Below are 23,540 nucleotides of genomic sequence, written 5' to 3'. Positions count from 1 at the left end.
GAAGCCGGCGTCCGTACCGGTCGGAGACCCGTACCGGCGCGCAATTGTGAACCGAGCGGCCCGCATGAGTACGGCGATACTCATGCGGTTGCCGAAGACAGCGATGATTCTTGACCTATGACTACCTTCGACAGCATGCCCGCGTGCTGTATCGCGCCCCCCGACCTGCTTGAGGCGGTCGCCGGGCAGGGCACCCCCGAGGAGCGGGAGGCCGCGCTCCGGACCCTGACCGCATCGGAGACCTCCCGGGCTCAGCGCGCGTCGGTCACCGGCGCGCTGAGCCGGCTCACCCTCACCATCGCCGACGTGGCACCCGCCCCCGGCATGGTGCGTACCGTCTACGACGCGGAGAACGGCGGCGACTTCGACCTTCCCGGGAAGAAGCGGCGGGGGGAGGGCGATCCGCCGTTCGGTGACGCGGCGGTCGACGAGGCGTACGACGGGGCGGGGGCCACCTACGACTTCTACCGGACCGTCTTCGGGCGCGACAGCATCGACGGGCGGGGGCTGGAGATCGTCTCTTCGGTCCACTACGGGAACGACTACGACAACGCCGCCTGGATCGGCTTCCAGATGATCTACGGTGACGGCAGCGGGCAGATCTTCACCAAGGGATCCCTCACCAAGGCCGTCGACATCGTCGCCCACGAGCTGACGCACGGCATCACCCAGTTCACCGCGCACCTGGTCTACAGCAAGCAGTCCGGGGCGCTCAACGAGTCGTTCTCCGACGTCTTCGGGTCCCTCGTCAAGCAGTACGGCCTCGGGCAGAGCGCGGAGCAGGCCGACTGGCTGATCGGCGAGGGCATCCTGGGCAGCGCCCTGCGGGGTACGGCCCTGCGGTCGCTGAAGGCGCCGGGGACCGCCTGGTCGACCCCCACGGGCGGCCGCGACCGACAGCCCGCGCACATGCGCGACTACCTGGACCTGCCCGACGACGGCAACCCCTCCAACGACCACGGAGGCGTCCACCTCAACTCCGGCATCCCCAATCACGCCTTCTACCTCGCCGCCACCGCCATCGGCGGCAACGCCTGGGAGCGTGCCGGCCGGATCTGGTACGTCACCCTCACCGAGCGGCTCCGGCCGCGCTCCGACTTCCGGCAGGCCGCGGAGGCGACGGTGCGGGTGGCCGGAGAGCTGTTCGGCGTCGACGGTGACGAGCAGAGGAAGGTGCGCGCCGCCTGGCAGCAGGTCGGGGTGCTGTAGGAGAACCCGGTCTAGGATCGGTTTCATGAAGGTGTCGATCGTCCGGGGTGGCGGTATCGCCGGTCTTGTCACGACCACCACGGTCGACTCCGCGTCGCTGGCGTCGCAGGAGGTCGCCGAGCTGCGCTCCAGGGTGGAGCGGGCCGGGCTGTCCGATGCGCCGGAACGCTCCGGTGCCTCCGGCGGGCAGCCCGACCGCTTCGACTACGAGCTGACCGTCGAGGACGGCGGCCAGGCGCACACGGTGCGCGTCTGCGAGAGCGACCTCCCCGGCCCGCTCCGCGCGCTCATCTCGTACGTGACCTCGCTGCCGGGCAGGCAGGAGCGGGTCGGCCCGCCCGGCTGATCCCGCTCGCAGAACACGCGGGCCGTCGATCTTCTTGCCGTTCGACAGGGTCGCGAAACGCCTCGCCCCCAGGTCGATCCCGATCTCGCCCGACATCTCGGGCAACGGACGACGTGAAGTACCGGCCCGCCGAATTCGTGGCCACCGTCACCGGCGACGACTCCAAGGACGGCGACCGCGACCGGGCCGTGGCCACGGTGGCCTCAACGGACCCGATGGCGGGAGCCGGCAGACGGGGCATTGGGGGCGGACGCCGCTCCTCCCCGCACTCGTGAGGGTATCCGTCTCGAATCCCACGCCGGATTTCGGTACCGGTGACGTCTCACCCCTTTTGAAGGGGATTTCGCAGTGCGAAATTCCGTGCCCTCGTTGGTTTTGGGGCGGGAATCCTCGCATGCGGGTTCGGTGATGGCATGATTCGCCAATGTGCGCAGGTCACAGGGGCATCGGGATTTCCGGTGTTTGCCGGATCGATTACATCCCGGTGGCGAACATCTGCCCGCCCGAATTGCCGGTGCGGGGGAAATCAGGGTTGCGAGGGGTCTTTTGACCATATTGGAGGTAAATGTGAAACGGGTCGCCATCGCCGCAGCCGTCACCGCCCTCGCGGCAGCCGCGCCGATACCCCCGGTGCGGGCGCGGCAGGTGATCGCCGAACCGGGCGCGGAGGTCGAGTACGTCGTCCTGTACAGCGAGGGAGCGCGTCCCGCCGACGCCCAGCGGGTCATCAGGGCGGCGGGCGGGAGCATCCTCAAGGAGAACGCCGCGGTCGGCGTCGCCACCGTCACGACGAGGAACGCCCGCTTCGCCGAGGCGGTGCGCGACGCCGACGCGATCGACGACATCGCCCACAACCGGTCCATCGGCAGCGTGCCCACGGCCGCCGGGGGAGTCGCGGGCCGCGCGACGGTCCAGGCCAGGGCGGTGGAGAAGGCCGGTGACGGTGCCCCCGCCTCCGCCACCTTCGGCGGGGCCGTTCCCGGTGCGGAGCCGCTGTCGGAGCTCCAGTGGGACATGAAGCAGATCCACGCGACGGTGCAGGGCTCCTACCGTCATCAACAGGGCGACCCGGGCGTGCTGGTCGGTGTCATCGACACCGGCGTGGACGGATCCCACCCCGACATCGCGCCGAACTTCAACCGCGAACTGAGCCGCAACTTCACCGTAGACATCCCCGTCGACGCCGACGGCAACAAGGCCGACGGCCCGTGCCAGGCCGAACCGGACCATTCCTGTAACGACCCGGCGGACGTCGACGAGAACGACCACGGCACGCACGTGGCGTCGTCGATCGCCTCGCCCGTCAACGGGCTCGGTACGTCGGGCGTGGCCCCCAAGGTCTCGATCGTGAACCTGCGGGCCGGACAGGACTCCGGCTACTTCTTCCTGCAGCCCACCGTCGACGCGCTGACCTACGCCGCCGACATCGGCGTCGACGTGGTCAACATGAGCTACTACATCGACCCGTGGCTGTTCAACTGCGTCGACAACCCGGCGGACTCCCCGGCCGAGAGGCTGGAGCAGGCCACGATCATCAAGGCCGCCCAGCGGGCGCTCACCTACGCCTACAACAGGGGCGTGACCCTGGTGTCCGCGGCGGGCAACGGCGCCACCGACTACACCAAGGAGCTCGCCGACGGCTCCAGCCCCGACTTCGCCGGCGTCCCCGGCGAGCTGCCCCGCCCGCGCACGATCCCCCCGAGCTGCGTCTCCATGCCCAGCGAGGGCAGGCACGTGATCTCGGTCTCCTCGACCGGCGTCAGCAGGCGCAAGTCGTACTACTCCGACTACGGTGACGGTCACGTCGACGTGGCCGCCCCGGGTGGCGACGTCTACGACACCGGGGACGGCACCCGCGACGTGACCAGGGCGACGCTGGCGGCCTACCCCAAGGCGCTGGCCGAGGAACGCGGTCAGCTCAACCCCGACGGCACGCCCAAGGTCACCAGCGTGGTCCGCAGCTGCCGGGGCGAGGTCTGCGCCTACTACCAGTATCTTCAGGGCACCTCGATGGCCTCGCCACGCGCGGCCGGGGTGGCCGCGCTGATCGTCGCCAGGTTCGGCCGGCCCGACCGGGTGCACGGCGGCAAGACACTCCACCCCGCCGTGGTGGAGATGGTCCTCAAGGGCACCGCGACCAGGGTGAGCTGCCCCGTCCCGGCCGCCCACACCTACACCAGGCACCTGCCGGGCGGCGGCACGGCGACCGCGACGCACACCTGCGAGGGCGGCGGTCCACACAACGGCTTCTACGGTTACGGGATCGTCGACGCCCTGCGGGCGGTGCGCTGACCCGGGCGGGCTGTCCGGCCGCCGTCACGGCGGCGGCCGGGACGCTCTCAGCGTGCCGAAGGGGAGGGGGTCACAACTCGTCCCAGGCGGAGAGCAGCGGGTCGGCGGCGGCGGCCGGAGCCGTGATCGACCAGCGGCCCGACGGCAGGTCCAGCGAGCACGAGCCGTCGGCCAGCCGCCTGGTGGGGAGTTGCTCGGCCAGCCCCATCAGGAAGGTGCCGTTGACGGTCATACCGTCCCAGGTGCCGTGGACGGGGAGCACCGCGCGGGCGGTCACGCCGGGAGGGACACGGAAGACGAACTGCAGGCCGTCGGGCCCGGCGCGCCATCCCGACTCGACGGTGCCCGCGGGGCTGTCGTACCTGGCGTGCGCCTGCCGCAACAACGGGACGGGGCCCGGGCGAAGCAGCGGCTCGGTGAACCCGCCGTTCACCCCGCGGGGGTCGTCACCGACACCGGCGACGTGGCGGAAGAGCCAGTCGCCGACGCAGCCGTAGGCGTAGTGGTTGAAGGAGTTCATCGTCGGGGTGTGCATGCCCCGCCGATGGTGCCAGGCGTCCCACCGCTCCCACATGCTGGTCGCGCCCGCCCGCAACTGGTAGCGCCAGGAAGGGTGCCCCTCCTGGTTGAAGACCCGGCAGGCGACGTCGTGGTGGCCGGTCTCCGAGAGCGTCGGCAGCAGCAGCGGCGTACCGACGAAACCGGTCATGAGCCGGTGGCCGTCCGCCCTGACCAGCTCCGCGAGCGCCGCCGCGGTCCGGGCACGGTTCCTGGGCGGGACGAGGTCCCAGGCCAGGGCGAGGGCGTACCCCGTCTGGGTCTCGGTGCGCAGCCGGTGCTCGGTGAGGAAGGCCCGCTGGAAGGCGTCCGAGACCATGGTCGAGGCCTCGCGGTACGCCCTGGCGTGCGGCTCGCCGAGCACGTCGGCGACGTCGGCGATCAGGCGCAGGCTCCGCGCGAGGGCGGCGGTGGCGATCAGGCTCCTGGGCGTCTCCACGGTTCCGGGGGCCAGCCAGTCGCCCAGCGCCCGGCCTGGGCGGACCCCGTCGTCACACTGCGCCAGGCAGTAGTCGGCCCAGCGCCGCATCGGCCCGTACGCCCGGCGCAGCGTCCGATCGTCGCCGTAGCGCCGCCACAGCAGCCAGGGCACCTCCACGATCGCGTCGGACCAGACCGGCGAGTCGAACCCGTACTCGGGCAGTACCGGGGCCACGTGCGGGACGGCCCCGTCTCGCCGCTGGCCGTCGATCAGCGTCGTCACCCAGCCGGAGAGGAACGCCTGGGTGTGACGGAGGAAGCTCAGCGTCGAGGCGAACACCGAGATGTCGGCGGTCCAGCCGGCCCGTTCGTCGCGCTGCGGGCAGTCCATGGGCACGCTGAGCAGGTTGCCCTCGGCGGAGGCGACGATGTTGGAGACCAGCTGCCTGACGGCGGGGTCGGAGGCGGTCAGGGTGCCGGTGACGGGCAGCGCCGAGGACAGGAGCACCGCCTCGGCGTCACCCGCGGACATGCCGCCCGGCCATCCGGTGACCTCGGCGTAGCGGAACCCGTGGAAGGTGAACGAGGGCTCCGCGACGTGGCGTCCGGCGGGGAGGAGGAACTCGTCGCGCTGCTCGGCCGTGCGCAGGTTGGCGTCGTAGAGACGGCCGGTCGCGGTGAGCTCCTCGCCGTGGCGGACCACCAGGTGGACCGGGTACGACGTGTCGATTCGCAGCCGGAGCCGTCCCACGACGTTGCGGCCGAAGTCGAGCAGGTGAACGCCGGGGACGGGCTCGGTGACCGACGCCGCGGCCAGGGTGCCGATCTCCCGCACCGGGGGAGCGGGATCGGCCTCCACCAGCAGGCCGGGCGGTGGCGCCACCACGGTCACGGCCCGGTCCCGGCCGGGCCGGGAAGCCAGGTGGACGGTCTCGCCCATCACCAGGTCGGCGCGGGGTACGCCCAGGTCTCCGGCCGTCCAGCCGGGGCCGGTGGCCGCGAGCGGGTGAACGCCCTCCGGGTCGCGCAGGAACAGCCGGGCGCTGGCGGCGGGGTGGTCGCCGTATCGGCGCGGCCCGCCCGCCGCGACGTGACCGGCGTACCAGCCGGGGGCGAGCCGGATCTCCAGCAGGTTCTCCCCGGTACGGAGCAACGCGGTGACGTCGGCCAGCCGGTAGCGGACCCGGCGGCCGTAGTCGGTCCAGCCGGGGGCGAGTTCCTCGTCGCCGAGCCGTTCGCCGTTCAGCACCGCCCGGTAGACGCCCAGCGCGGTGGTCGCCAGCCAGACCCGTCCCGGCCGAGGCTCCCAGCCGAACGTCCCGCCGAGGCGGACGGCGCCCTCGCTCTCGTTCCCGCCGTCCTCGACCCAGGGGGCTCCCCAGGCGCCGCCCGCGCGCAGGCCGGTCACGAAGGTGCCGCCGAGCTGCCCGGCGACCGACCAGGTGTACGGGGTGAGCGGCTCCAGCGCCTCTTCCGGGACATCGGCCCAGCTCGTGCCCGGCGGGAGGTCACGCGCCCACACCTCGCGTCCGCCGGTGGACACCGTCAGCCGCTCGGGATGGAGCAGCCTGGCCGCCCAGGACAGGCGCGGGGAGGGATCGTCGACGCCGACCGGGTCGGTGAGCCCGCAGGTGTGGCAGGCGACCGCCTCGGCGGGCGGGGAGGAGCCGACCGGCACCTGGCCGCCCGAGGCGGCCCGTGCCAGGCCGGGGGTTCCCGGGACGTGGATCATGCGCCGAGACCCGTCGTGAAGGCGTTGTGCAGTCCGTCGATGTCGACCCCGTGCAGGCTGGGCGCCATCACGTTGATCAGCAGTACGAAGCAGGCGTCGTGGTCGGGATACATCCACCACTGGCATCCGGAGGCGCCGCCGTGCCCGTAGAGCCGCCGCTCCAGCAGGCCGGGCGCGGAGTGGCGCAGGTTCCAGGTCAGCCCCCAGTCCTGGCCGGCGTTGACCGGGTCGGGCTGCAGCTTGACCAGGCCCGTGGTCTGGGGTTTCGTCATGGCGGCCAGCGTGATCGGGTGGACCGGTGCCCGGTCGCCGCGGAGCAGGGCGCTGCCCAGCGCGAGCAGGTCCTCGGCACGGGAGAACAGGCCCCCGGCCGGATGCCGGAGCCGGACGAACCTGTCGTAGTCGACACCGAGCAGCTCGACGGCCCTGACCTCTGCCGGGTCACAGGCCGGGTCGAAGGTGATCCGCCCGCCGCCGGGCACCAGTGTGTTCAGGTCGGTGTCGATCACGTCGGCCAGATCCCTGCCGGTGACATCCCTGATCATCTCGGAGATGCCGGCGAAGCCGATGTTGCAGTACTGGCTGAGCGTGCCCGCCTCGAACAGCGCGGGGGCGGCGATCAGATGCTCCACCAGGTCGTCCGGGGTGAGCGTCTGCTCGGCGATGCCGCTGGTGTGGGTCAGCAGGTGCCAGAGCGTGACCTCGTCGGAGCGCAGCCCGCCGAAGCCGGGCACCGCGTCACGGAGCGGGCGGCGCAGCGAGAGCAGGCCCCGCTCCACCTGGCGCATGGCCAGCAGGCCGATCAGCGGCTTGGTCACCGAGAACAGCGCGAAGTGGTCGTCGGCGCGGGTCGCACGTCCGTCGTGCTCTCCGAAGGACTCCAGCAGCACCGTGCCCTGCGAGGTGGCCGCTCCGAGCACCGCGCACGGGAGTCTCCCCTCGCGGACCATGCGCCTCACCCACTCGACGGCGAGCGCGAACGGTTGGTCGGTCATCCTTTGAGTGCTCCTTCTGTGAGCCCGGCGAGGACGTGCTTCTGCGCGAACACGTACACCGCCACCAGCGGCAGCGTGGTCAGCAGGACGTGGGCGAAGACGAGGTTCCACTGCAGGGTCTGCAGCGTGCCGGAGGCGAACTGGAAGAGGGTGAGGGGCAGGGTCGCGTTGTCCTGCCCCTTGAGGAGGAACAGCCCGAAGAAGAAGTCGTTCCAGACGTTGATGACCAGGATGACGCTCCCGACGAAGAGCACCGGGCGCAGCAGCGGCAGCAGGATGCGCGCGAAGATCTGCGGCCGGGACGCCCCGTCGATGGCGGCGGCGTCCTCCAGGTCGGGAGGGAAGGCCCTGACGAACCCGGTGGCCAGGAAGACCACGATGCCCAGCCGGGTGCCGATCAGGACCAGCGCGTAGCCGAACGGCGTGCCGTCCAGGCCGAGCCCGCGCAGCACGTGGACGGTCGGGATGATCGACGGGGGGATGAGGATCGACAGGCTGAGTACGAAGTAGGTCGCGCGCAGCCACCGCGAGTCGCCTCGGCCGTAGGCCCACGCCGCCGCCGCGCCGAGCAGCAGCACGGCCAGCACGACGGGTACCGTGATCATGAGGCTGTTGGCGAGCCCGCCCAGGTAGTCGCCGGTGTCGACGACGGTCGTGTAGTTCTCGACGATCGCCCACTGCCGGGGCAGGCCGAGGCCGAGTTCGGCCGCCTCGCCCGCGGGCTTGAAGGAGTTCACCACGACCAGCCAGAACGGCACGACCACCCAGGGGATCGCGAACAGCGACAGCAGCGTGTACTTGACGACTCTCATCCGGTGACCTCCCTGCGGCGCAGCCACCAGACGAGGGGGACCGCCGTCGCGATCACGAGCAGCGTCACCGTGAGGCTGAGCGCGCTGGCGGAACCGAAGAACCCCTGACCCCACTGCTGGCGCATGACGATGTTCAGTGCTCTGGTGTGGTCGCCGGGGCCGCCGCCGGTGGTGGCGGCGATCACGTCGTAGGCGCTGAGCGCGCCGACCAGGGTGACCGCGACGTTGAAGGTGATCGCGGGGGCCAGCAGCGGGAACCTCACCCGGGCGAAGCGGGTCCAGGGGCCCGCGCCGTCGACCGTGGCCGACTCGATGAGCTCCCTGGGCACCGAGTTAAGGCCCGCGATGTAGACAAGGGTGATCAGCCCGCTCCACTTCCAGGCGTCCACGAACGCGACCGTGAGCAACGCGGTCGCGGGCTCGCCCAGCCAGGCCCAGTCGATGCCGAGGAAGGAGTTGACCGGGCCCGCCGGATCGAGGATGCCCCGCCAGATGTAACCGGCGGCCAGCGGCGAGACGAGGGTCGGCAGGAAGAACACCGACCTGAACACGGTGTTGACCCGGTCCGTCCGCTGCAGGGCGAGTGCGAGGCTCAGGCTGACGGTGTTCTGGATGGCCATGCACAGGATCGCGTAGAGCACGGTCACCGTGACGGCGTTCGTCAGGAGATCCTGCTCGACGAGCATGCGGAAGTTGTCCAGGCCGTTCCAGGTGATCTCCGAGCGGAACCCCGTCCAGGCGGAGAAGGCGAAGCGGGCGTTGAGTGCGAACGGCAGCGCGAAGAAGAGTGCCACCAGCAGCACTGCGGGCAGCGCCCAGGGCAGCCAGCCCCGCCGTCCGGGGTCCCCGGTCTCGCCACCGCCCCCGTCGGCGGGGTGCGGGGCGTGGGGCGCGGTCTCGGTGCCCGGGGGACGCTCGCGCGGGGGTAGCGAGGTCACCATCCGGGCAGCCCGGCGGCCTTCGCCGCCTGCTCGACCTGGCCCTGCAGCTGCGTGGCGGCCTTCTGCGGATCCTTCTGCCCGGCGATCAGTTCCGACATCAGCGGCGCCAGCCCGGCCATGCCGGGGATGTCGGAGTTGAAGGCGATGACGGCGCCGTTGTCGTACGCCTTCTTGACGTCCTGGAGCACGGGGGAGACGTCCTGCGGACCGTCCACCCCCTGGAGCACGGGGAAGGTCTTCGCGGACTTCACGTAGTCGGCGTAGGCGGGGCCGGTCATGAACCGGACGAAGTCCAGCGCGGCCTGCTCCCGTCCGGCGTCGCCCGTCTTGGGCAGGTAGAAGGTGCCGATCGGCCCCGGCGCGTACGTCACCACGGCCTTGGTGCTCGACAGCCCGGTGAACCCGACGGTGTCGTCCACCTTCCGCTGGTCGCCGCCGGCGGCGGCGAGCATGGCCGGCAGCATGTCGGAGTGCTGGGCGACCATGGCGGCCTTGCCGGTCACCAGGGCCTTCATCGAGTTCTCGAACGTGGCGGTGGTGATGTCCTTGTTGAAGCAGCCGTCGTCCTGCAGCTTCCTGTAGGAGCTCAGCCCGGCCACGAACGGCGAGCCGGGGTCGGCCAGCGAGGCGGTGTGGCCCGCGATGGCCTTGCCGTAGGCGTTGGCCTCGTTGCTGGCGCTGACGTACAGCAGTGGCAGGATCTGCACCGGCCAGATGGATCCGCCCGACTCGAACACGGGCGTCACGCCCTTGGCGGAGAGCGCGCGGCAGGCCGCCGAGAGCTCGTCGAACGTGCCCGGGGGCTTGACGCCCGCGTCGGCGAGGACCTTCTTGTTGTAGTAGAGGCCGAAGACCTGGGGGAAGCCGGTGATGGCCGCGTAGACCTTTCCTCCCGTGGCGCCCGCGCTGCTGTAGAGGTCGCCGGACCTGGCGACGTACGCCTCGCCGGACAGGTCCCTGAGGTTCTCCGACGGGTTCAGGGCGAGCAGGTTGCTCACCGTGGCGTGGTATTCGAGGATGTCCGGCCGTTCGCCGGTGGCCCACTTGGTCTGGGTGCTGTCCTCGAACCCGTCGGAGGGGATCGGGACCAGCTCGATCGTGTGGCCCGACTCGCGCTCGAACCGCTTGTACATCTCCACCAGCGGGGCGGGATCGGCGGTGTTGTGCCAGAGCGTCAGCGTGACCTTCCCGCCGTCGGTTCCGCCTGGTTCGGCGGCGCCGCCACAGCCCGCCGCGGTGAGGGTGAGGGCGGCGCAGGCCGCGGCTCCCAGCAGTCGTTTCGATGCCCTCATGCTCGTTATTCCTGTTCGTCACGGGGTTGGTGATAGCCGGCCTCCGGGCGGACGCCTGCACGCCTCCGGGCCACAAGACATGCGGGTTTCCGTCATGTTTCGTAGAACGTTCTCCATTGTTAGACCAGGAGTGTTTGCGGCGTCAAGACCCGTGTTCCAGGTGACCAACTCGTTAAGAAGTGGTAAAAATCGGGTCTGGCAAGGATGGCTTCGAACGGGTACCGTCGCCTCTGCATCGCCAGAATGTATTTCGTTCTACACACGGGCGCCGCGCTCGCCCGGCGATTTGCCCCGCTCTTCCCCCGAGGTTCGCTGCGGGGCCGTTCCCACTTTCGCCTACCGAAGGACTCGCGTGACCACAGGATCAGCACCGCGCCGGGTGACCATCGCCGACGTGGCAGACCGGGCCGGCGTCTCCACGGCCGCCGTGTCCAAGGTGCTGCGCGGAGCCTACGGGGTCAGCCCCGGCATGCGGGCCAAGGTCCGTGAGGCCATGGACGAGCTCGGCTACCGGCCGCACGCCGCGGCCAGGGCCATGCGGGGCCGCACCTACACCCTTGGTGTGATGCTGTCCGACACCAGGAACCCGTTCTTCCCCGACATCATCGAGGGCGTCACCGGCCGGCTGGGCGGCACCGAGTACCAGGTGCTGCTCGGCCCCGGCGGGGACGAGCCCAGGAGTCAGGCGAGGATGACCGACGCGATGATCGACCGGAGCATGGATGGCATCATCCTGATATCTCCGGTCATGTCGAGTGCGGAACTCGCCGCCATCGCCACCACGACGCCGATCGTGGTGATCGGCCGTCACGGAGGTGCCGCCGAGTACGACTCCGTGGTCGACGACGACATCGTCGGCGCCCGCCTGGTGGTCGACCACCTGGCCGATCTCGGCCACCGGCGGATCGCCCACATCACCCATCTCGACCGGGGGCGCGCCTCCGGTGCCGACTCCCCGCAGGCCGTCCGCGCCGAAGGCTACCGTCAGGCCATGCGCGCCAGAGGCCTGGCGGAGGGGATCGACGTGGTGGCCACCTCCTTCACCGAGGAGGGCGGCTACGAGGGAGCGCGGCAGCTGCTCGCCCGGCCGGCCAGGCCCACCGCCATCTTCGCCGGCGCGGACGTCGCGGCCCTCGGGGTGCTGCGTGCGGCCTACGAGGCCGGGTTGTCGGTCCCCGGTGACCTGTCGGTCGCCGGATACGACAACATCGGCATCGCCTCCCTCAAGCCCATCTCCCTGACCAGTGTCGACCAGGACGGACACGTCATCGGGGCCACCGCGGCGCGCCTGCTCATCGAGCGCATCGAGGGTCGCGGGCGGTCCGTCCTGTCCTCCGTCTCACCCACCCTCGTCGTCCGCGGCACCACCGGCCCACCGGCCGGACGGGAGTGACCGGACGGCGTCGACCCGCCGCTGACCGGGATCTCCTGAAGCACCCCGCCCCGGCACGAGCATCCCGTTGAGCGGTCCCCGCGAGGGACCGCCATGTCACCGTGTTCCGACGCGAAGGAACCCCCCGTGAAACGTCTCATCCTCATCGGACCGATGCTTCTCGCCCTCACCTTCCCCGTCCCCCTGCCGGGAGCCGCGCTCGCCGCCCAGGCGACGACCTGCCCGGTGCGAATCGACCCGGCGAGCTTCGCGAGCGAGGCCCGCCTGCTCGAACTCGCCGAGCGGCAGGAGGACTTCGGTCCCCGGCCGACCGGCTCGGCCGCTCACGACGACTACATCGACTGGCTGGAGGACGAGATCGGCGCGGTCCCCGGCGTCCAGCTCTCCTCACTGCCCTACGAGATCGACCGCTGGGACGACCTCGCCACGGGGCTGACCGTCGGCGGCCAGGCCGTGGCGGTCGCCGCGCCCGTGCCCTTCTCCTCCTCCACCGGGCCGGGCGGAGTGACCGCCCCGCTCACCTACCTGCCCGCGGGCACCGCCATCACAGCGGCGAACGCCGCGGGGAAGATCGTCGTCAGGGATCTGCCCTGGTCGACGGTGCCCAACCTGCTCTTCTATCCGCCCCTGCTCGGCTACCACATGTACGACCCCGGCCTCACGATCAACCTGCTCGGCTCCGACTCCATGGAGGCCCCCGCCGGAGCCGACGCCGACCTCAAGGCCGCCGCCGCGGCTGGCGCGGCGGGGGTGCTGGAGGTGAGCCGCCTGCCGCACGCCCAGATCGAGGGGATGTACGCGCCCTACGAGGGTCTGCCGTACCAGGTTCCCGGCGCCTATCTCGGCGTCGACCAGGGCGAGCGGATCAAGCAGGCGCTCGCCGCAGGGCAGCCGGTCGAGGCCGTGCTGACCGTCGACGCGGCATGGACACCGAAGACGACCCGCACCGTCCTCGCCACCCTGCCCGGGGTGAGCGAGCAGAAGATCGTCGTGGAGAGCCACACGGACGGCATGAGCCCGGTGTGGGACAACGGCCCGCTCACGATGGTGGAGATGGCCCGTTATCTGGCGTCGCTGCCGGTGAGCTGCCGCCCGCGTACGGTCCAGTTCGCCTTCGTCACCGGCCATCTCTACCAGCATCTCACCGGACCCGGCGTCCGTGAGGGAGGCGCGGGGCAGCTGGCGGCCATGCTGGACGCCGAGTACGACCAGGGCAAGGTCTCCTCGGTCGTCGTCCTGGAGCACCTGGGTGCCCGGCGCTACGACGCGGTCACCCGCACCGGAGGGCTGCCCGGACTGGAGCTCGTGGCCGATCCCTCGCTCACCGAGCTGCTCTGGGTCCCGGTCAGTGAGAGCACGCCCCTGCGTGAGCTGGTCAAGGGTCATGTCCAGTACTGGGACGTGCGGCGCACGGCCGTGCTGAAGGGGCTGTCGGCGGCCGACCTGGGCACCGTGCCGCACCACTGCGGCTTCGGGGGCGAGGGTACGCCGTACAACCGGCACCTGCTGCCGACCATCGCGCCGATCGCGGCCCCCAAGACGCTCTTCTCACCGCGTTTCGGGGCCGAGGCGATCGACGTGGCGGTGATGCGCCGGGCGTCGCTGGCCTTCACCGACGTCGTGCTCGACCTCGGCACCATGCCACAGGCGGACGTCGCGGGCGATGTCACGTTCATGCGCGCCCAGCGTGCCTCGGGCACGCCGGGGTGCGCGTGAGCATCGACCGAGAGGCCCTGGTACGGCGGCACGCCGTGGTGCTGACCGAGCCGGACGCGGAGTCCCCGCTGACCGTCGGCAACGGCGAGTTCGCCTTCACCGCAGATGTCACCGGGCTGCAGACCTTCCCCGCCTTCCACGCCGCGAGCATGCCGCTGGGCACCCAGTCGCAGTGGGGCTGGCACACGATGCCCAACCCCCGGGGCTTCACCCTGGAGGACGCGATGACCGGCTACGGCCGGGCCCGCTATCCCGACCGGCACCGGATGACCTTCGGTGGTCCGGTGGCGCCGGAGTTCGAGGCCGGTACGTGGCTGCACGGCAATCCCCAGCGGCTCGACCTGGGCAGGATCGGGCTCGACCTCGGCGAGCACGTGGAGATCACCGACCTCACCGGCGTCCATCAGCGGCTCGACCTGTGGAGCGGGCTGCTGCGCAGCGCGTTCACGCTCGACGGCGTGCCGTACGAGGTGGAGACGGTCTGCCATCCCGGACGCGACCTGCTGGCGGTGCGTGTCACCGGCGGGGCGGCGGTGACGATCGCCTTTCCGTACGCCTGTGAAGCCTGGAACGTGGCCGCCGACTGGGACGGTCCGGAGCGGCACCTCACCGGCCATGTCGTCGGCGCCGCACGCTGCGACTTCACCCGGGTGCTGGACGGCGACCGCCACCATGTCGCCCTCGCCTGGCAGGGGCCGGCCCGGCTCACGCCCATCGCCGAGCACCGCTACCGGCTGGAGGGCGCCACCGAGTTCGTCGTGGCCTTCGGTCTCGACCCCGTGGGGTCCGGTCTTTGCGGATTCGCTGAGGTCCGCGCGGCCGCCGCCCGGCACTGGGCCCGTTTCTGGACCGATGGCGGCGCGGTGAGCTTCGCGGGCAGCTCGGACCCGCGCGCGCCCGAGCTGGAGCGGCGCGTGGTCCTCTCGCAGTACCTGACCGCGGTCAACTGCGCGGGCTCGCTGCCGCCGCAGGAGACCGGCCTGGTCTGCAACTCCTGGAGCGGCAAGTTCCATCTGGAGATGCACTGGTGGCACGCGGCGCACTTCCCGCTGTGGGGAAGGCCGGAACTGCTGGAGCGCAGCATGCCGTGGTACCGGAGCATCCTTCCTGCGGCGCGGGCCACGGCCGCCGGGCAGGGGTATCGCGGGGCCCGCTGGCCCAAGCAGGTCGGCCCCGAGGGCAGGGAGAGCCCCAGCACGATCGGGCCGTTCCTGATCTGGCAGCAGCCGCACCCGATCTACTTCGCCGAACTCCTCTACCGGGTCCGGCCGGAGGCCCTGTACGACTACCGGGACCTGGTCTTCGAGACCGCGGAGTTCATGGCGTCCTTTCCCGTCGAGGAGGACGGCCGCCATGTGCTCGGTCCGCCGCTGGTCCCGGCGCAGGAGTCGTACGCGGAGATCAGGGCGACGGTCAGGAATCCCACGTTCGAGCTGGCCTACTGGTGGTGGGGGCTGGAGATCGCGCAGCGGTGGCGTGAGCGTCTCGGCCTCGCCCGGGACTCGGAGTGGGAGAGGGTGCGGGACGGGCTGGCCGCGCCGTGCGTCAGGGACGGCGTCTACGCGGCCATCGCGGTGGAGCCGTACACGCTCAGGACGGACCACCCCTCGATGACCGGGGCACTGGGCCTGGTTCCGGCGACGCCGCTGATCGATCCGGAGACCATGCGGGCCACCCTCGACGACGTGCTGGAGACCTGGGACCTGCCGAGCACCTGGGGCTGGGACTACCCGATGCTCGCCATGTGTGCGGCCAGGCTGGGCGAGCCGGGCAAGGCGGTCGACGCGCTGTTGATGGACGCGCCCAAGAACGCGCACCTGGTCTCGGGTCACAACCGGCAGTGGCCCGGGATCCTGCCGCTCTACCTGCCGGGCAACGGAGGCCTGCTGGCGGCCGTCGCGCTGATGGCGGCGGGCTGGGACGGTGGGCCCGACGGGTGCGCGCCCGGCTTCCCCGCGGGCTGGAACGTCCAGGTGGAGGGGGTGCGGGCGATGCCCTGACCCGGACGCGGCACCCGTGCCCTCGCGGCGCGGGTGCCGTGGGTCAGCCGAGTGCCCTGTCGGCCGTCGCGCGGTCGGCGAGCAGCGTGACCGTGTAGTGCAGCAGGTCCTCCTCCAGTGCGGACAGCCGCTCCGCGTTCCCCGCGCGCACCGCGGCGGCGATGAACTCGGTGACGCCGAAGACGATCAGGGAGGGCACGCTCTCCCTGACCGGTCCCAGGGAGGGGGTCTCCGCCCTGGCCCGCGCGGCGAGGGCGCGCAGCATCTCCAGGAAGGGCAGGTAGGCGCGGTCGCGCTGGTCCATCGCCCGCCGGCCCGCCGCGGGGAGTTCGACGAAGTAGGCGCGGGCGTACTCGGGACGGTCCTGCCACCACCGCAGGTAGGCGTACAGGCCCTGGCGGACGGCGGCGACCCAGTCGTGGCCGGTGCCCTCGGCCGCGGACAGGATCGTCTCGACCACGCCGGACAGGTCCCGTTCGCACAGGGCGAGGAAGCAGGCCTCCTTGTCATGGAAGTTGGCGTAGAAGGCGTTGCGCGAGACCCGCGCGGCGGCGATCACATCGGGCACGGTCGTGGCGGCGTACCCCCGGGCCGCGACCAGTAGCAGCATCGCCTGGATCAGGCGGTCGCGCTGCGAGGTGCGGACCACTTCTGGGGGCAGCCCGTGACGGCCGCGGGGGAGGGGCTCACCCTCCGGAATTTTCTTTCGATCCTGTCTTGACATCAATCACAGATCGTACTTCCCTCTGTTTGGGGACGTTCACGTCTCCAAAGAATCGGTGAGGTGACCATGGAAGACAAGGGCATGTCCCGGCGGCGGGTCCTGCGCGCGGCGGCGGTCGGGCTGCTGTCGGCGGGCCTCGTGTCGCGGACCACCCAGGCGGTGGCGGCCGGCACGATCGAGTCGCACTACGCGGTCCGAGGCCCCTGGGCGGTCACCGCCTCCGACGCGGGCGACGCCTCGGGAACCTACCGGCTGCACCACCCGGCGGACCTCGGCGCCGGCGGCTTCCGGCACCCGATCGTCACCTGGGGGAACGGCTCCCACGCCACCCCCGCCCTCTACCCCGGCGTGCTCGACCAGCTCGCCTCCTGGGGCTTCACCGTGATCGCCTCCACCGACACGACCACCGGGACGGGCACCGAGATACTCGCCGCCGCGCGATACCTGGTGGCGAGGAACGCCGACCCCGCGAGCCCGTTCCATCAGAGGCTCGACGCCACCAGGGTCGGCGCCGCCGGGCACTCCCAGGGCGCGGGCGGCACGGTCAACGCGGCCAACCTCTCCGCGGGGCTCGTCACCACGGCCGTGCCGATCGCATTGCCCGCACAGCTCTGGGTGGGGGCCGGCGACCAGTTTCAGGTCTCCCAGCTGGTCTGCCCCGTCCTGTTCATGAGCGGGGGCAACGACTGGCTGATCTCACCGGCCTCGGCGCTGCGGGGCTACTACGACCAGGTGCCCGGGGCGGCGGCCATGGCACTGCTGAAGGGCGCGGGTCACAACGACATCCAGGGCACCGGCGGCGGCTTCCTCGGCTACCTGACGGCCTGGCTGATGTACCGCCTCCAGGACGACGCCTACGCCCGAGGCGCCTTCGCCGGGAGCGCCCCCGAGTTCACCGCCAACACGGCCTGGCAGCACCAGGCCGCCAAGAACCTCCCTTGACGTCCTCCCCGGCTTGAAAGCCGGGGATTCCAGCACCCGACCTGATGGTCGGATCCGTCGGTTCGCGGTTCATCGGCCCGGACACTTCCGAAGCCTCCCCGCGCAGACACGGTACGCCCCGCCGCGTTCGAACGAACACGCCCCACCTGGTTATCGCGGAACACCCCGACTCTACCGAGCCACACCCGCACAACACGTGAAAAGAGGCATCCGCCCCAGATGTTCGGCGACCACCTCATCCCGCGCGGTGCCCGCCGTACGGGATCACCCCCCAGGAGAACAGCCATGACGGATCTGACACGGCGCCGGCTGCTCGCGGCCGGCGCGCTCTCCCTGGCCGCGCCCAGCGTGCTGGCGGCCTGCGGCGCCGACCGGCCCGAGCGGCCCGATCGGCAGGCCCAGGATGGCAGGCCGCACGGCGAGGTCAGCGTCTGGCTGCACGGCTCGCAGGAGACGGGCCCGCAGTTCGAGAAGCTGGTGCACCGCTACATCGACGAGTTCGGCGTGGACGTCAAGCTCCTCTACCTACCCGTCGCCCAGCTGGACGCCAAGCTGCTGACCGCCTTCGGCGGCGGCGCCCCACCCGACGTCTTCAAGATCGGGCACTGGAGCTTCCCCTCCCACGCCGGAAAGGAGCGGCTGGCGCCCATCGACCCCCGGGCGTTCGGCGCGCCGGACGTGGCGACCGTCCTGGGACGGTACGAGCCGGGGACGGTCGCTCCGCTGAGTTACCGCGGCCAGGCGTACGGTGTGCCGATCGACCTCAACCCCGCCATGCTGTACTACCGCAGGGATCGCTTCGAGGAGGCCGGCCTCGACCCGGACAAACCTCCCACGACCTGGGAGGAGGTCGCCGGCCACAGCAAGAGACTCACCTCGGCCGACGGCCGGCGGGTGGGCCTGCAGTGGCTCTACGGCGACCCGCAGTGGGCGCTGATGACGCTGACCGCGCTCATCAAGGGCGGCGGTGGCGAACTGGTCAGTGCCGACGGCACCCGCGCCTCCCTCGACACCGAGCACGGCATCCGGGCCCTGGAGTACTTCGCCGGGATCGGCAACCCCAGGCTCTCCAACCCGCTCGGCGCGCTCGGGCTGTTCTACTCGGGTGAGGCCGCCATGGTCGTCAGCGGGGCCTTCCTCGGTCCCGCGCTGGAGCGGCTCGGCGAGGACACCCTCAAGCCGGGCAAGGACTACGGCGTGGCGCCCATGCCCCGCTGGGAGGGTAGTAGGGCCGTCGTGCCCGCCTACACGTGGGGCTGGGGCGTCGCCGCCGCGTCGAAGAACGGCTTCACCGCCTGGCACCTGATCAACTACCTCCAGGGGCGGGAGTCGGTCACGGCCAACCTGGAGAACGGGATCGTCATCCCGGCCACCGGCTGGCGGGACGCCGGGCCGCGCGGCACCTCCGAACTGATGGAGATCGCGGCCTCCGGCATCCCCGACGCCGACTTCGGGCCGGCCATCCCCGCCGCGCTGGAGCTCGCCAAGGCCGCCTCCAGCGCCTGCGACGCCGTGGCCCACGGCCGCTCCACGCCCGCCCAGGCGGCCAAGGACTTCGACGCCACCGTACGGCTCGCGCTGTGAACGCGGACACCGGGCATGCGGGCCGTCCGGCCGGTTGTCCGGGCCGGTCGTACCGGGTCCGAAGTGACGTGGCGGGCACCCGATGACCCTGACCACGAAGACCGTCGAGGCACCCGCGGTCTCGCCGGGACCGGGGAAAGGCGGGCGCGGCAGGTCGCGCCGGGAGGCGGGGGCCGGGATCGTGCTGACGATCCCGGTGGCCGTCTTCTTCGTCGTCTTCTGGCTCGTGCCGTTCTGCGGTGCCGTGTACCTCAGCTTCACCGACTACGAGATGGCCGGTGCCCCACGGTGGATCGGGCTGGACAACTACGCGCGGATGCTCCAGGACCCCGGGGTCTGGAACTCGGCGTGGATCACCGTCGTCTACACGGTCTTCACGGTCCTGCCGACCATCCTGCTCGCACTGCTCGTCGCGGTGCCGCTCAGCGGGCCCGGTCGCCTCAACCGCGTGCTCCGCTCGCTGGTCATGGTGCCCGCGGTGATGCCGCTGGCCGCGACGTCGATGGTGTGGGTCATCATCTACTCCGACCGAGGGCTGGCGAACACGCTGCTCGGCGCCGTCGGCATCGAGCCGCAGTCGTGGCTGACCGGCTCGGATCTGGCGATCTGGGCGCTGGTCGTCATGGTCGTCTGGAAGAGCCTGGGGCTGTTCGTCATCATCCTGACGGCTGGGTTGCAGGCACTGCCCCGGGAGGTGTACGAGGCCGCGGCGATCGACGGTGCCGGGCCCGTCACCACGTTCCGCAGGATCACCGTCCCGCTGCTCCGCAGGACCCTGCTGTTCGTGCTGGTCATCTCCGTCGCCGGATCGATGCAGGCCTTCGTGCCCGCCTTCCTGCTCACCGGCGGCGGCCCGGCCGACGCCACCCAGGTGCTGCCCTACTACATCTGGGCCAACGCCTTCCCCTACGAGCACATGGGCTATGCCTCCGCACTGGCCATGACGCTGCTGGTCGCGATGCTGGTCGTCTCGATCGTCCAGTTCGGCTTCCTGAGGGGTGGGGACGAATGAGGGTGCTCCGGACCGTCTGGCTGCTGAGCGCCGTGGCCGCGATGCTGCTGCCGATCTACGTGATGCTCGTGGTCGCCTCCGCTCCCGACGACACCGACCTCGGCGGGCTGGTCTTCAACGGCTTCCACCTGCCGGAGAACCTCGCCGAGCTGTTCGCGGGCGAGGGCTTCCCCGTCTACTTCCGCAACAGTGTGATCTACTGCGTCGGCAGCGGGGCGCTGGACGTGCTCTTCTCCTCGGCTGCGGGCTACGCCCTGGCCCAGCTGTCCTTTCCCGGCAGGCGCGTGCTGTTCGTGCTCGTGGTCGGCACGCTCGCGCTCGCCCCGATGGTCATGATCATTCCGGTGTTCCTGATCGTCAAGGAGCTGGGCTGGGTGAACACCATCCAGGGAGTGATCGTCCCCGGCATGATCAGTGCCTTCGGCGTCTTCCTGGTCCGCCAGTTCGCCCTCGGCGTCCCCAAAGAGCTGATCTTCGCGGCGCGCGTCGACGGGGCGGGGGAACTGCGCATCTTCCTCCGGGTGGCGCTTCCGCTGTTGCGGCCGGCGCTGGTGACGCTCTTCCTCATCCACTTCCTCGCCCAGTGGGACAACCTGCTCTGGCCGCTCATCGTCGCCAACGACCCCGCGCTGTGGTCGCTGCCCGTGGGACTGGCCAACTTCCAGAGCGAGCACGGTTTCAACTACCACCTCATGACCGCCGCCGCCCTGGTCACCGCCGTGCCGCCGTTCCTGCTGCTGGCCGGACTGCAGCGCTACTACGTGGCGGGGCTCACCTTCGGAGGGGTCAAGTGACGATCCCGGACACCGCCGAGATCATGGCGTGGATCGAGACGATCACGGCCAGGGGGATCCGGCGTCCCGGATACCCCGCCGACGCATGGACGGAGAGGTGGGCGGCCGGGCTGCTGGCGGGCTTCGGGCTCGACGTGCGCCTCGCGCCGGTCGAGGTGCCCACCTGGCATCCTGTCACCGCCACGCTCCGCGCCCACCTGGAGGCCGACCCGTCCCGGGCCGTCGAGGTGGAGGCCTTCGCCCTGCCGTACACCACCCCGAAGGCGACGGTGACCGCGCCGCTCACCCGGTCGGCGGCCCCCGGTCGCATCGCGGTGCGCGAGCACACCTTCGCCGAGCTGCCCCAGGCCCTGGTACGGGAGATCGCCACCGCCGTGCACGACCCCGACGGCGACTTCGACGGCCTGGTGCAGACGCTGCCGTTCGCGCCCGGCTACCTGGAGGATCTCGACGGGGCGGTCACCTCGGGGGCGGCCGGGTACGTCGGGGCGCTGACCGGCCTCCCGTGGGAGACACGCGACTACTACGTGCCCTACGACGCGGTGCGCCGGTCCGTACCCGCGGTCTGGTTGTCGGCGGCCGACTCGCGGCGGGTGCTGGCGCTGATGGACGAGGGGCCCTGCGCCGGCACGCTGTCCGTGGAGTCGGAGACCTCGACCGCGACCTCGCACAACGTGATCGCCACCCTGCCCGGGCGGGGCGACGGCTGGGTGATCGTCGCCTCGCACCACGACGCCCCCTGGGCCTCCGCGGTGGAGGACGCCTCCGGTGTCGCACTGGTGCTGGCCGCCGCCAGGCACTGGTCGCGGGTGCCTGAGGAGGACAGGCCGCACAACCTGCTCTTCCTGCTGACCGCCGGGCACATGGCGCACGCGGCGGGCACCCGGGCGTTCATCGAGGAGAACCGGGCCCTGCTGGAGCGGGTCGTGCTCCAGGTCCACCTGGAGCACGCGGCCCGCGAGTGCCGCGCGGAGGGCGGGACGCTGGTGCCCACCGGTGCCCCCGAACCGCGCTGGTGGTTCACCACCCGGCGCCCCGAGCTGGAGCGGCTCGTCGAGCGGGCGCTGGTCGCCGAGGACCTGCGCAGGTCGTTCGTGCTGCCGCCCGACGTGTTCTCGCCGATGCCGCCCACCGACGGCGCGTTCTTCCACCCGGAGGGGGTGCCGCTGGTGCACTTCCTCACGGCCCCCATGTACCTGTTCGATTCCGCCGACACCCTCGACAAGGTCGACGAGGCGAGCCTGGTGCCGCTGACCCGCGCGGCGATCCACATCGTCGAGGGCACCGAGGGATGGAGCCCCAGATGATCGTGCGAACCCCCTCCGGCCTCGTCAGGGGCCGCTTCGACGGAACGGTGGCCTCCTTCCTCGGCGTTCCGTACGCCGCCCCGCCCTTCGGTGAGCACCGCTTTGGCGCGCCCGTCCCGCCTCCCGCCTGGGACGGGATCCGCCCTGCGCTCCTGCCGGGCGCGGCGGCGCCGCAGCGCGCCACCGACGACATCGGGCTGTATGCCCCCGAGGTGTTCGCCTCCGGAGAGGACTGCCTCAACCTCGACGTCCACACCCCCGATCCCGGTGCCGCCGGCCTGCCGGTGCTGGTCTGGTTTCACGGCGGGGCCTTCGCCATCGGCGGCAACGGGGCCGCCTGGCACCGCGGACACCGCTTCGCCCGCGACGGTGTGGTGTGCGTCTCCGCCAACTACCGGCTGGGCTTCGAGGGGTTCCTCGCGCTGGACGGGGCGCCGCTCAACCGGGGCGTGCTCGACTGGCTCGCCGCGCTGGAGTGGGTGCGCTCCGCCGTCGCGGCGTTCGGCGGTGATCCGGGCAACGTGACGATCGCGGGGCAGTCCGCGGGTGGTGCGGCGTGCGCCACCCTCCTGACGATGCCCCGCGCGGCGGGCCTGTTTCGCCGGGCGATCGTGATGAGCGGGTCGGCGAGCCTGGCCGTACCGGAACAGCGGGCCCGCGGGTACGCCGGTGAGCTCGCCGCCCGTCTCGGCGTCCGGCCGGCCAGGGAGGACTTCCTGACCATCCCACCCGCCGCGCTGGTGGCCGAGCAGCCGCCGCCGCTGTCGGGCGGGGAGTCCGGCGCGTTGAGCGGGGCGGTGCCGATCCAGCCCGTCGTGGACGGCGACCTGGTGCCCTCCGTGCCACTGGACGCGCTGCGCGCGGGGGTGGGCGGACACATCCCGCTCCTGGTCGGCTGCACCTGTGACGAGGCCGGTGTCTTCGTGCGCGCGATGGCGCGGGGGATCGATGAGGCGACGGCCGCGGCCGTGCTGGCGCAGCTGGGCCTGCCGCCCGGCTACCGGGACGCGCATCCCGGGTTGTCGCCCGAGGAACTCGTCGGCAGGGCGGCCGGCGACCACCTGTTCCGCAGGGAGACGATCTGGATCGAGGAGGCCCGCGCGGCCACCGCCTCCGCCCCGACCCACGCCTACGAGTTCCGCTGGGAGTCGCCGGTGCCCTCTCCCATCGGAGGCGGGAAGGTCGGCGCCGCGCACAACATCGACCTGCCCTTCGCCTTCGACGTGCTGGACGCGCCGGGCGTCGAGCGTACGGCGGGGCGGCGGCCCCCGAGGGCGCTCGCCGAGGCGATGCACGGCGCCTGGGTGCGGTTCGCCCGCGACGGCGACCCGGGATGGCCCGGCTACGACCGCGCCCGCAGGCAACTAATGATCTTCGATACCGAGTCGGAGGTCGCCGACGATCCCCTGCGGCCGCAGCGGCACCTCTTGCGGGAGCCGTGAGCGGCGTGCACCTTGTTACTCAGCGACCG

General features: G+C 71.5%; 19 protein-coding genes. 13 read left to right on the top strand and 6 right to left on the bottom strand.

Going from position 1 to position 23,540, the window contains the following annotated elements; translation table 11 throughout:
* The first annotated feature begins 117 nt into the window (after positions 1 to 117).
* The 4 genes from IG98_RS0137555 (at position 118) to IG98_RS0137540 (ending at position 3,847) form a co-directional block, all read left to right on the top strand.
* Positions 118 to 1,209: a M4 family metallopeptidase gene (locus IG98_RS0137555; RefSeq protein ID WP_245651887.1), complete on the top strand. Its 1,092-nt coding sequence runs from the start codon at positions 118 to 120 to the stop codon at positions 1,207 to 1,209.
* A gap of 25 nt (positions 1,210 to 1,234) precedes the next feature.
* Positions 1,235 to 1,555 carry a protealysin inhibitor emfourin gene (locus tag IG98_RS0137550; protein WP_030923769.1) on the top strand — a complete coding sequence of 107 codons (321 nt, stop codon included), beginning with the start codon at positions 1,235 to 1,237 and terminating at the stop codon, positions 1,553 to 1,555.
* A 113-nt stretch (positions 1,556 to 1,668) separates the two neighbouring features.
* A complete protein-coding gene (locus IG98_RS51360) occupies positions 1,669 to 1,830 on the top strand; it encodes a hypothetical protein (RefSeq protein ID WP_157594742.1) in 162 nt (53 codons plus the stop codon).
* A 292-nt stretch (positions 1,831 to 2,122) separates the two neighbouring features.
* Positions 2,123 to 3,847 (top strand): S8 family peptidase, encoded by a 1,725-nt coding sequence (locus tag IG98_RS0137540; protein ID WP_030923767.1) that lies wholly within the window; start codon positions 2,123 to 2,125, stop codon positions 3,845 to 3,847.
* A gap of 70 nt (positions 3,848 to 3,917) precedes the next feature.
* On the opposite strand, the gene IG98_RS0137535 is transcribed toward IG98_RS0137540, so the two are convergent.
* From IG98_RS0137535 to IG98_RS0137515, 5 genes are read right to left on the bottom strand one after another with little or no spacing between them, the layout of a single operon-like run.
* Complete coding sequence (locus tag IG98_RS0137535; RefSeq protein ID WP_051753447.1) at positions 3,918 to 6,557, bottom strand: alpha-L-rhamnosidase; 2,640 nt, start codon at positions 6,555 to 6,557, stop codon at positions 3,918 to 3,920.
* The gene (locus IG98_RS0137530) at positions 6,554 to 7,552 is read right to left on the bottom strand and encodes a serine hydrolase domain-containing protein (RefSeq protein WP_030923761.1); all 999 of its coding nucleotides are present in this window, start codon (positions 7,550 to 7,552) and stop codon (positions 6,554 to 6,556) included. Before IG98_RS0137530 ends, IG98_RS0137535 begins: the two co-directional genes overlap by 4 nt.
* Positions 7,549 to 8,364, bottom strand: a complete 816-nt coding sequence (locus tag IG98_RS0137525) for a carbohydrate ABC transporter permease (RefSeq protein ID WP_030923759.1) — start codon at positions 8,362 to 8,364, stop codon at positions 7,549 to 7,551. The genes IG98_RS0137530 and IG98_RS0137525 overlap by 4 nt, the downstream gene beginning before the upstream one ends.
* On the bottom strand, positions 8,361 to 9,305 hold the full coding sequence (locus IG98_RS0137520) for a carbohydrate ABC transporter permease (RefSeq protein WP_084195940.1): 945 nt from the start codon (positions 9,303 to 9,305) through the stop codon (positions 8,361 to 8,363). The genes IG98_RS0137525 and IG98_RS0137520 overlap by 4 nt, the downstream gene beginning before the upstream one ends.
* Positions 9,299 to 10,597 (bottom strand): ABC transporter substrate-binding protein, encoded by a 1,299-nt coding sequence (locus IG98_RS0137515; protein ID WP_030923753.1) that lies wholly within the window; start codon positions 10,595 to 10,597, stop codon positions 9,299 to 9,301. The genes IG98_RS0137520 and IG98_RS0137515 overlap by 7 nt, the downstream gene beginning before the upstream one ends.
* A 352-nt stretch (positions 10,598 to 10,949) precedes the next feature.
* Here IG98_RS0137515 and IG98_RS0137510 point away from each other — a divergent pair, with 352 nt between their 5' ends.
* From IG98_RS0137510 to IG98_RS0137500, 3 genes are all read left to right on the top strand, one after another.
* Positions 10,950 to 11,990 (top strand): LacI family DNA-binding transcriptional regulator, encoded by a 1,041-nt coding sequence (locus IG98_RS0137510; RefSeq protein ID WP_030923750.1) that lies wholly within the window; start codon positions 10,950 to 10,952, stop codon positions 11,988 to 11,990.
* A gap of 126 nt (positions 11,991 to 12,116) precedes the next feature.
* Entirely contained in the window at positions 12,117 to 13,706 is a 1,590-nt protein-coding gene (locus IG98_RS0137505) for a hypothetical protein (RefSeq protein WP_030923748.1), read from the top strand.
* A complete protein-coding gene (locus IG98_RS0137500; RefSeq protein WP_030923744.1) occupies positions 13,703 to 15,706 on the top strand; it encodes a hypothetical protein in 2,004 nt (667 codons plus the stop codon). Before IG98_RS0137505 ends, IG98_RS0137500 begins: the two co-directional genes overlap by 4 nt.
* A gap of 43 nt (positions 15,707 to 15,749) precedes the next feature.
* On the opposite strand, the gene IG98_RS47765 is transcribed toward IG98_RS0137500, so the two are convergent.
* Positions 15,750 to 16,355 carry a TetR/AcrR family transcriptional regulator gene (locus IG98_RS47765; protein ID WP_051753446.1) on the bottom strand — a complete coding sequence of 202 codons (606 nt, stop codon included), beginning with the start codon at positions 16,353 to 16,355 and terminating at the stop codon, positions 15,750 to 15,752.
* Between the two features lie 141 nt (positions 16,356 to 16,496).
* Here IG98_RS47765 and IG98_RS0137490 point away from each other — a divergent pair, with 141 nt between their 5' ends.
* The 6 genes from IG98_RS0137490 to IG98_RS0137465 all read left to right on the top strand — a co-directional run bounded on the left by IG98_RS0137490 (position 16,497) and on the right by IG98_RS0137465 (position 23,511).
* Entirely contained in the window at positions 16,497 to 17,372 is an 876-nt protein-coding gene (locus IG98_RS0137490) for an alpha/beta hydrolase family protein (protein WP_030923739.1), read from the top strand.
* 285 nt (positions 17,373 to 17,657) lie between these two features.
* Positions 17,658 to 18,956: an extracellular solute-binding protein gene (locus tag IG98_RS0137485; RefSeq protein WP_030923735.1), complete on the top strand. Its 1,299-nt coding sequence runs from the start codon at positions 17,658 to 17,660 to the stop codon at positions 18,954 to 18,956.
* A gap of 82 nt (positions 18,957 to 19,038) precedes the next feature.
* Positions 19,039 to 19,968: a carbohydrate ABC transporter permease gene (locus tag IG98_RS0137480; protein WP_051753445.1), complete on the top strand. Its 930-nt coding sequence runs from the start codon at positions 19,039 to 19,041 to the stop codon at positions 19,966 to 19,968.
* On the top strand, positions 19,965 to 20,762 hold the full coding sequence (locus IG98_RS0137475; RefSeq protein WP_084195937.1) for a carbohydrate ABC transporter permease: 798 nt from the start codon (positions 19,965 to 19,967) through the stop codon (positions 20,760 to 20,762). The genes IG98_RS0137480 and IG98_RS0137475 overlap by 4 nt, the downstream gene beginning before the upstream one ends.
* Positions 20,759 to 22,069 carry a M28 family peptidase gene (locus IG98_RS0137470; protein ID WP_245651886.1) on the top strand — a complete coding sequence of 437 codons (1,311 nt, stop codon included), beginning with the start codon at positions 20,759 to 20,761 and terminating at the stop codon, positions 22,067 to 22,069. The genes IG98_RS0137475 and IG98_RS0137470 overlap by 4 nt, the downstream gene beginning before the upstream one ends.
* Positions 22,066 to 23,511, top strand: a complete 1,446-nt coding sequence (locus tag IG98_RS0137465; RefSeq protein WP_051753443.1) for a carboxylesterase/lipase family protein — start codon at positions 22,066 to 22,068, stop codon at positions 23,509 to 23,511. The genes IG98_RS0137470 and IG98_RS0137465 overlap by 4 nt, the downstream gene beginning before the upstream one ends.
* Positions 23,512 to 23,540 lie beyond the last annotated feature (29 nt).

The organism is Streptosporangium amethystogenes (genome assembly GCF_000721075.1).
Taxonomy (GTDB): domain Bacteria; phylum Actinomycetota; class Actinomycetes; order Streptosporangiales; family Streptosporangiaceae; genus Streptosporangium; species Streptosporangium amethystogenes.
The sequence above is the reverse complement of the archived record's forward strand: the minus strand, read 5'-3'. Positions and strand labels throughout refer to the sequence as shown.

Coding starts and splice junctions, on each gene's coding strand:
- IG98_RS0137555 (WP_245651887.1), top strand. CDS start 118: ATGACTACCTTCGACAGCATGCCCGCGTGCTGTATCGCGCCCCCCGAC.
- IG98_RS0137525 (WP_030923759.1), bottom strand. CDS start 8,364: ATGAGAGTCGTCAAGTACACGCTGCTGTCGCTGTTCGCGATCCCCTGG.
- IG98_RS0137465 (WP_051753443.1), top strand. CDS start 22,066: ATGATCGTGCGAACCCCCTCCGGCCTCGTCAGGGGCCGCTTCGACGGA.
- IG98_RS0137550 (WP_030923769.1), top strand. CDS start 1,235: ATGAAGGTGTCGATCGTCCGGGGTGGCGGTATCGCCGGTCTTGTCACG.
- IG98_RS0137520 (WP_084195940.1), bottom strand. CDS start 9,305: ATGGTGACCTCGCTACCCCCGCGCGAGCGTCCCCCGGGCACCGAGACC.
- IG98_RS0137515 (WP_030923753.1), bottom strand. CDS start 10,597: ATGAGGGCATCGAAACGACTGCTGGGAGCCGCGGCCTGCGCCGCCCTC.
- IG98_RS0137490 (WP_030923739.1), top strand. CDS start 16,497: ATGGAAGACAAGGGCATGTCCCGGCGGCGGGTCCTGCGCGCGGCGGCG.
- IG98_RS0137535 (WP_051753447.1), bottom strand. CDS start 6,557: ATGATCCACGTCCCGGGAACCCCCGGCCTGGCACGGGCCGCCTCGGGC.
- IG98_RS0137475 (WP_084195937.1), top strand. CDS start 19,965: ATGAGGGTGCTCCGGACCGTCTGGCTGCTGAGCGCCGTGGCCGCGATG.
- IG98_RS0137530 (WP_030923761.1), bottom strand. CDS start 7,552: ATGACCGACCAACCGTTCGCGCTCGCCGTCGAGTGGGTGAGGCGCATG.
- IG98_RS0137480 (WP_051753445.1), top strand. CDS start 19,039: ATGACCCTGACCACGAAGACCGTCGAGGCACCCGCGGTCTCGCCGGGA.
- IG98_RS0137485 (WP_030923735.1), top strand. CDS start 17,658: ATGACGGATCTGACACGGCGCCGGCTGCTCGCGGCCGGCGCGCTCTCC.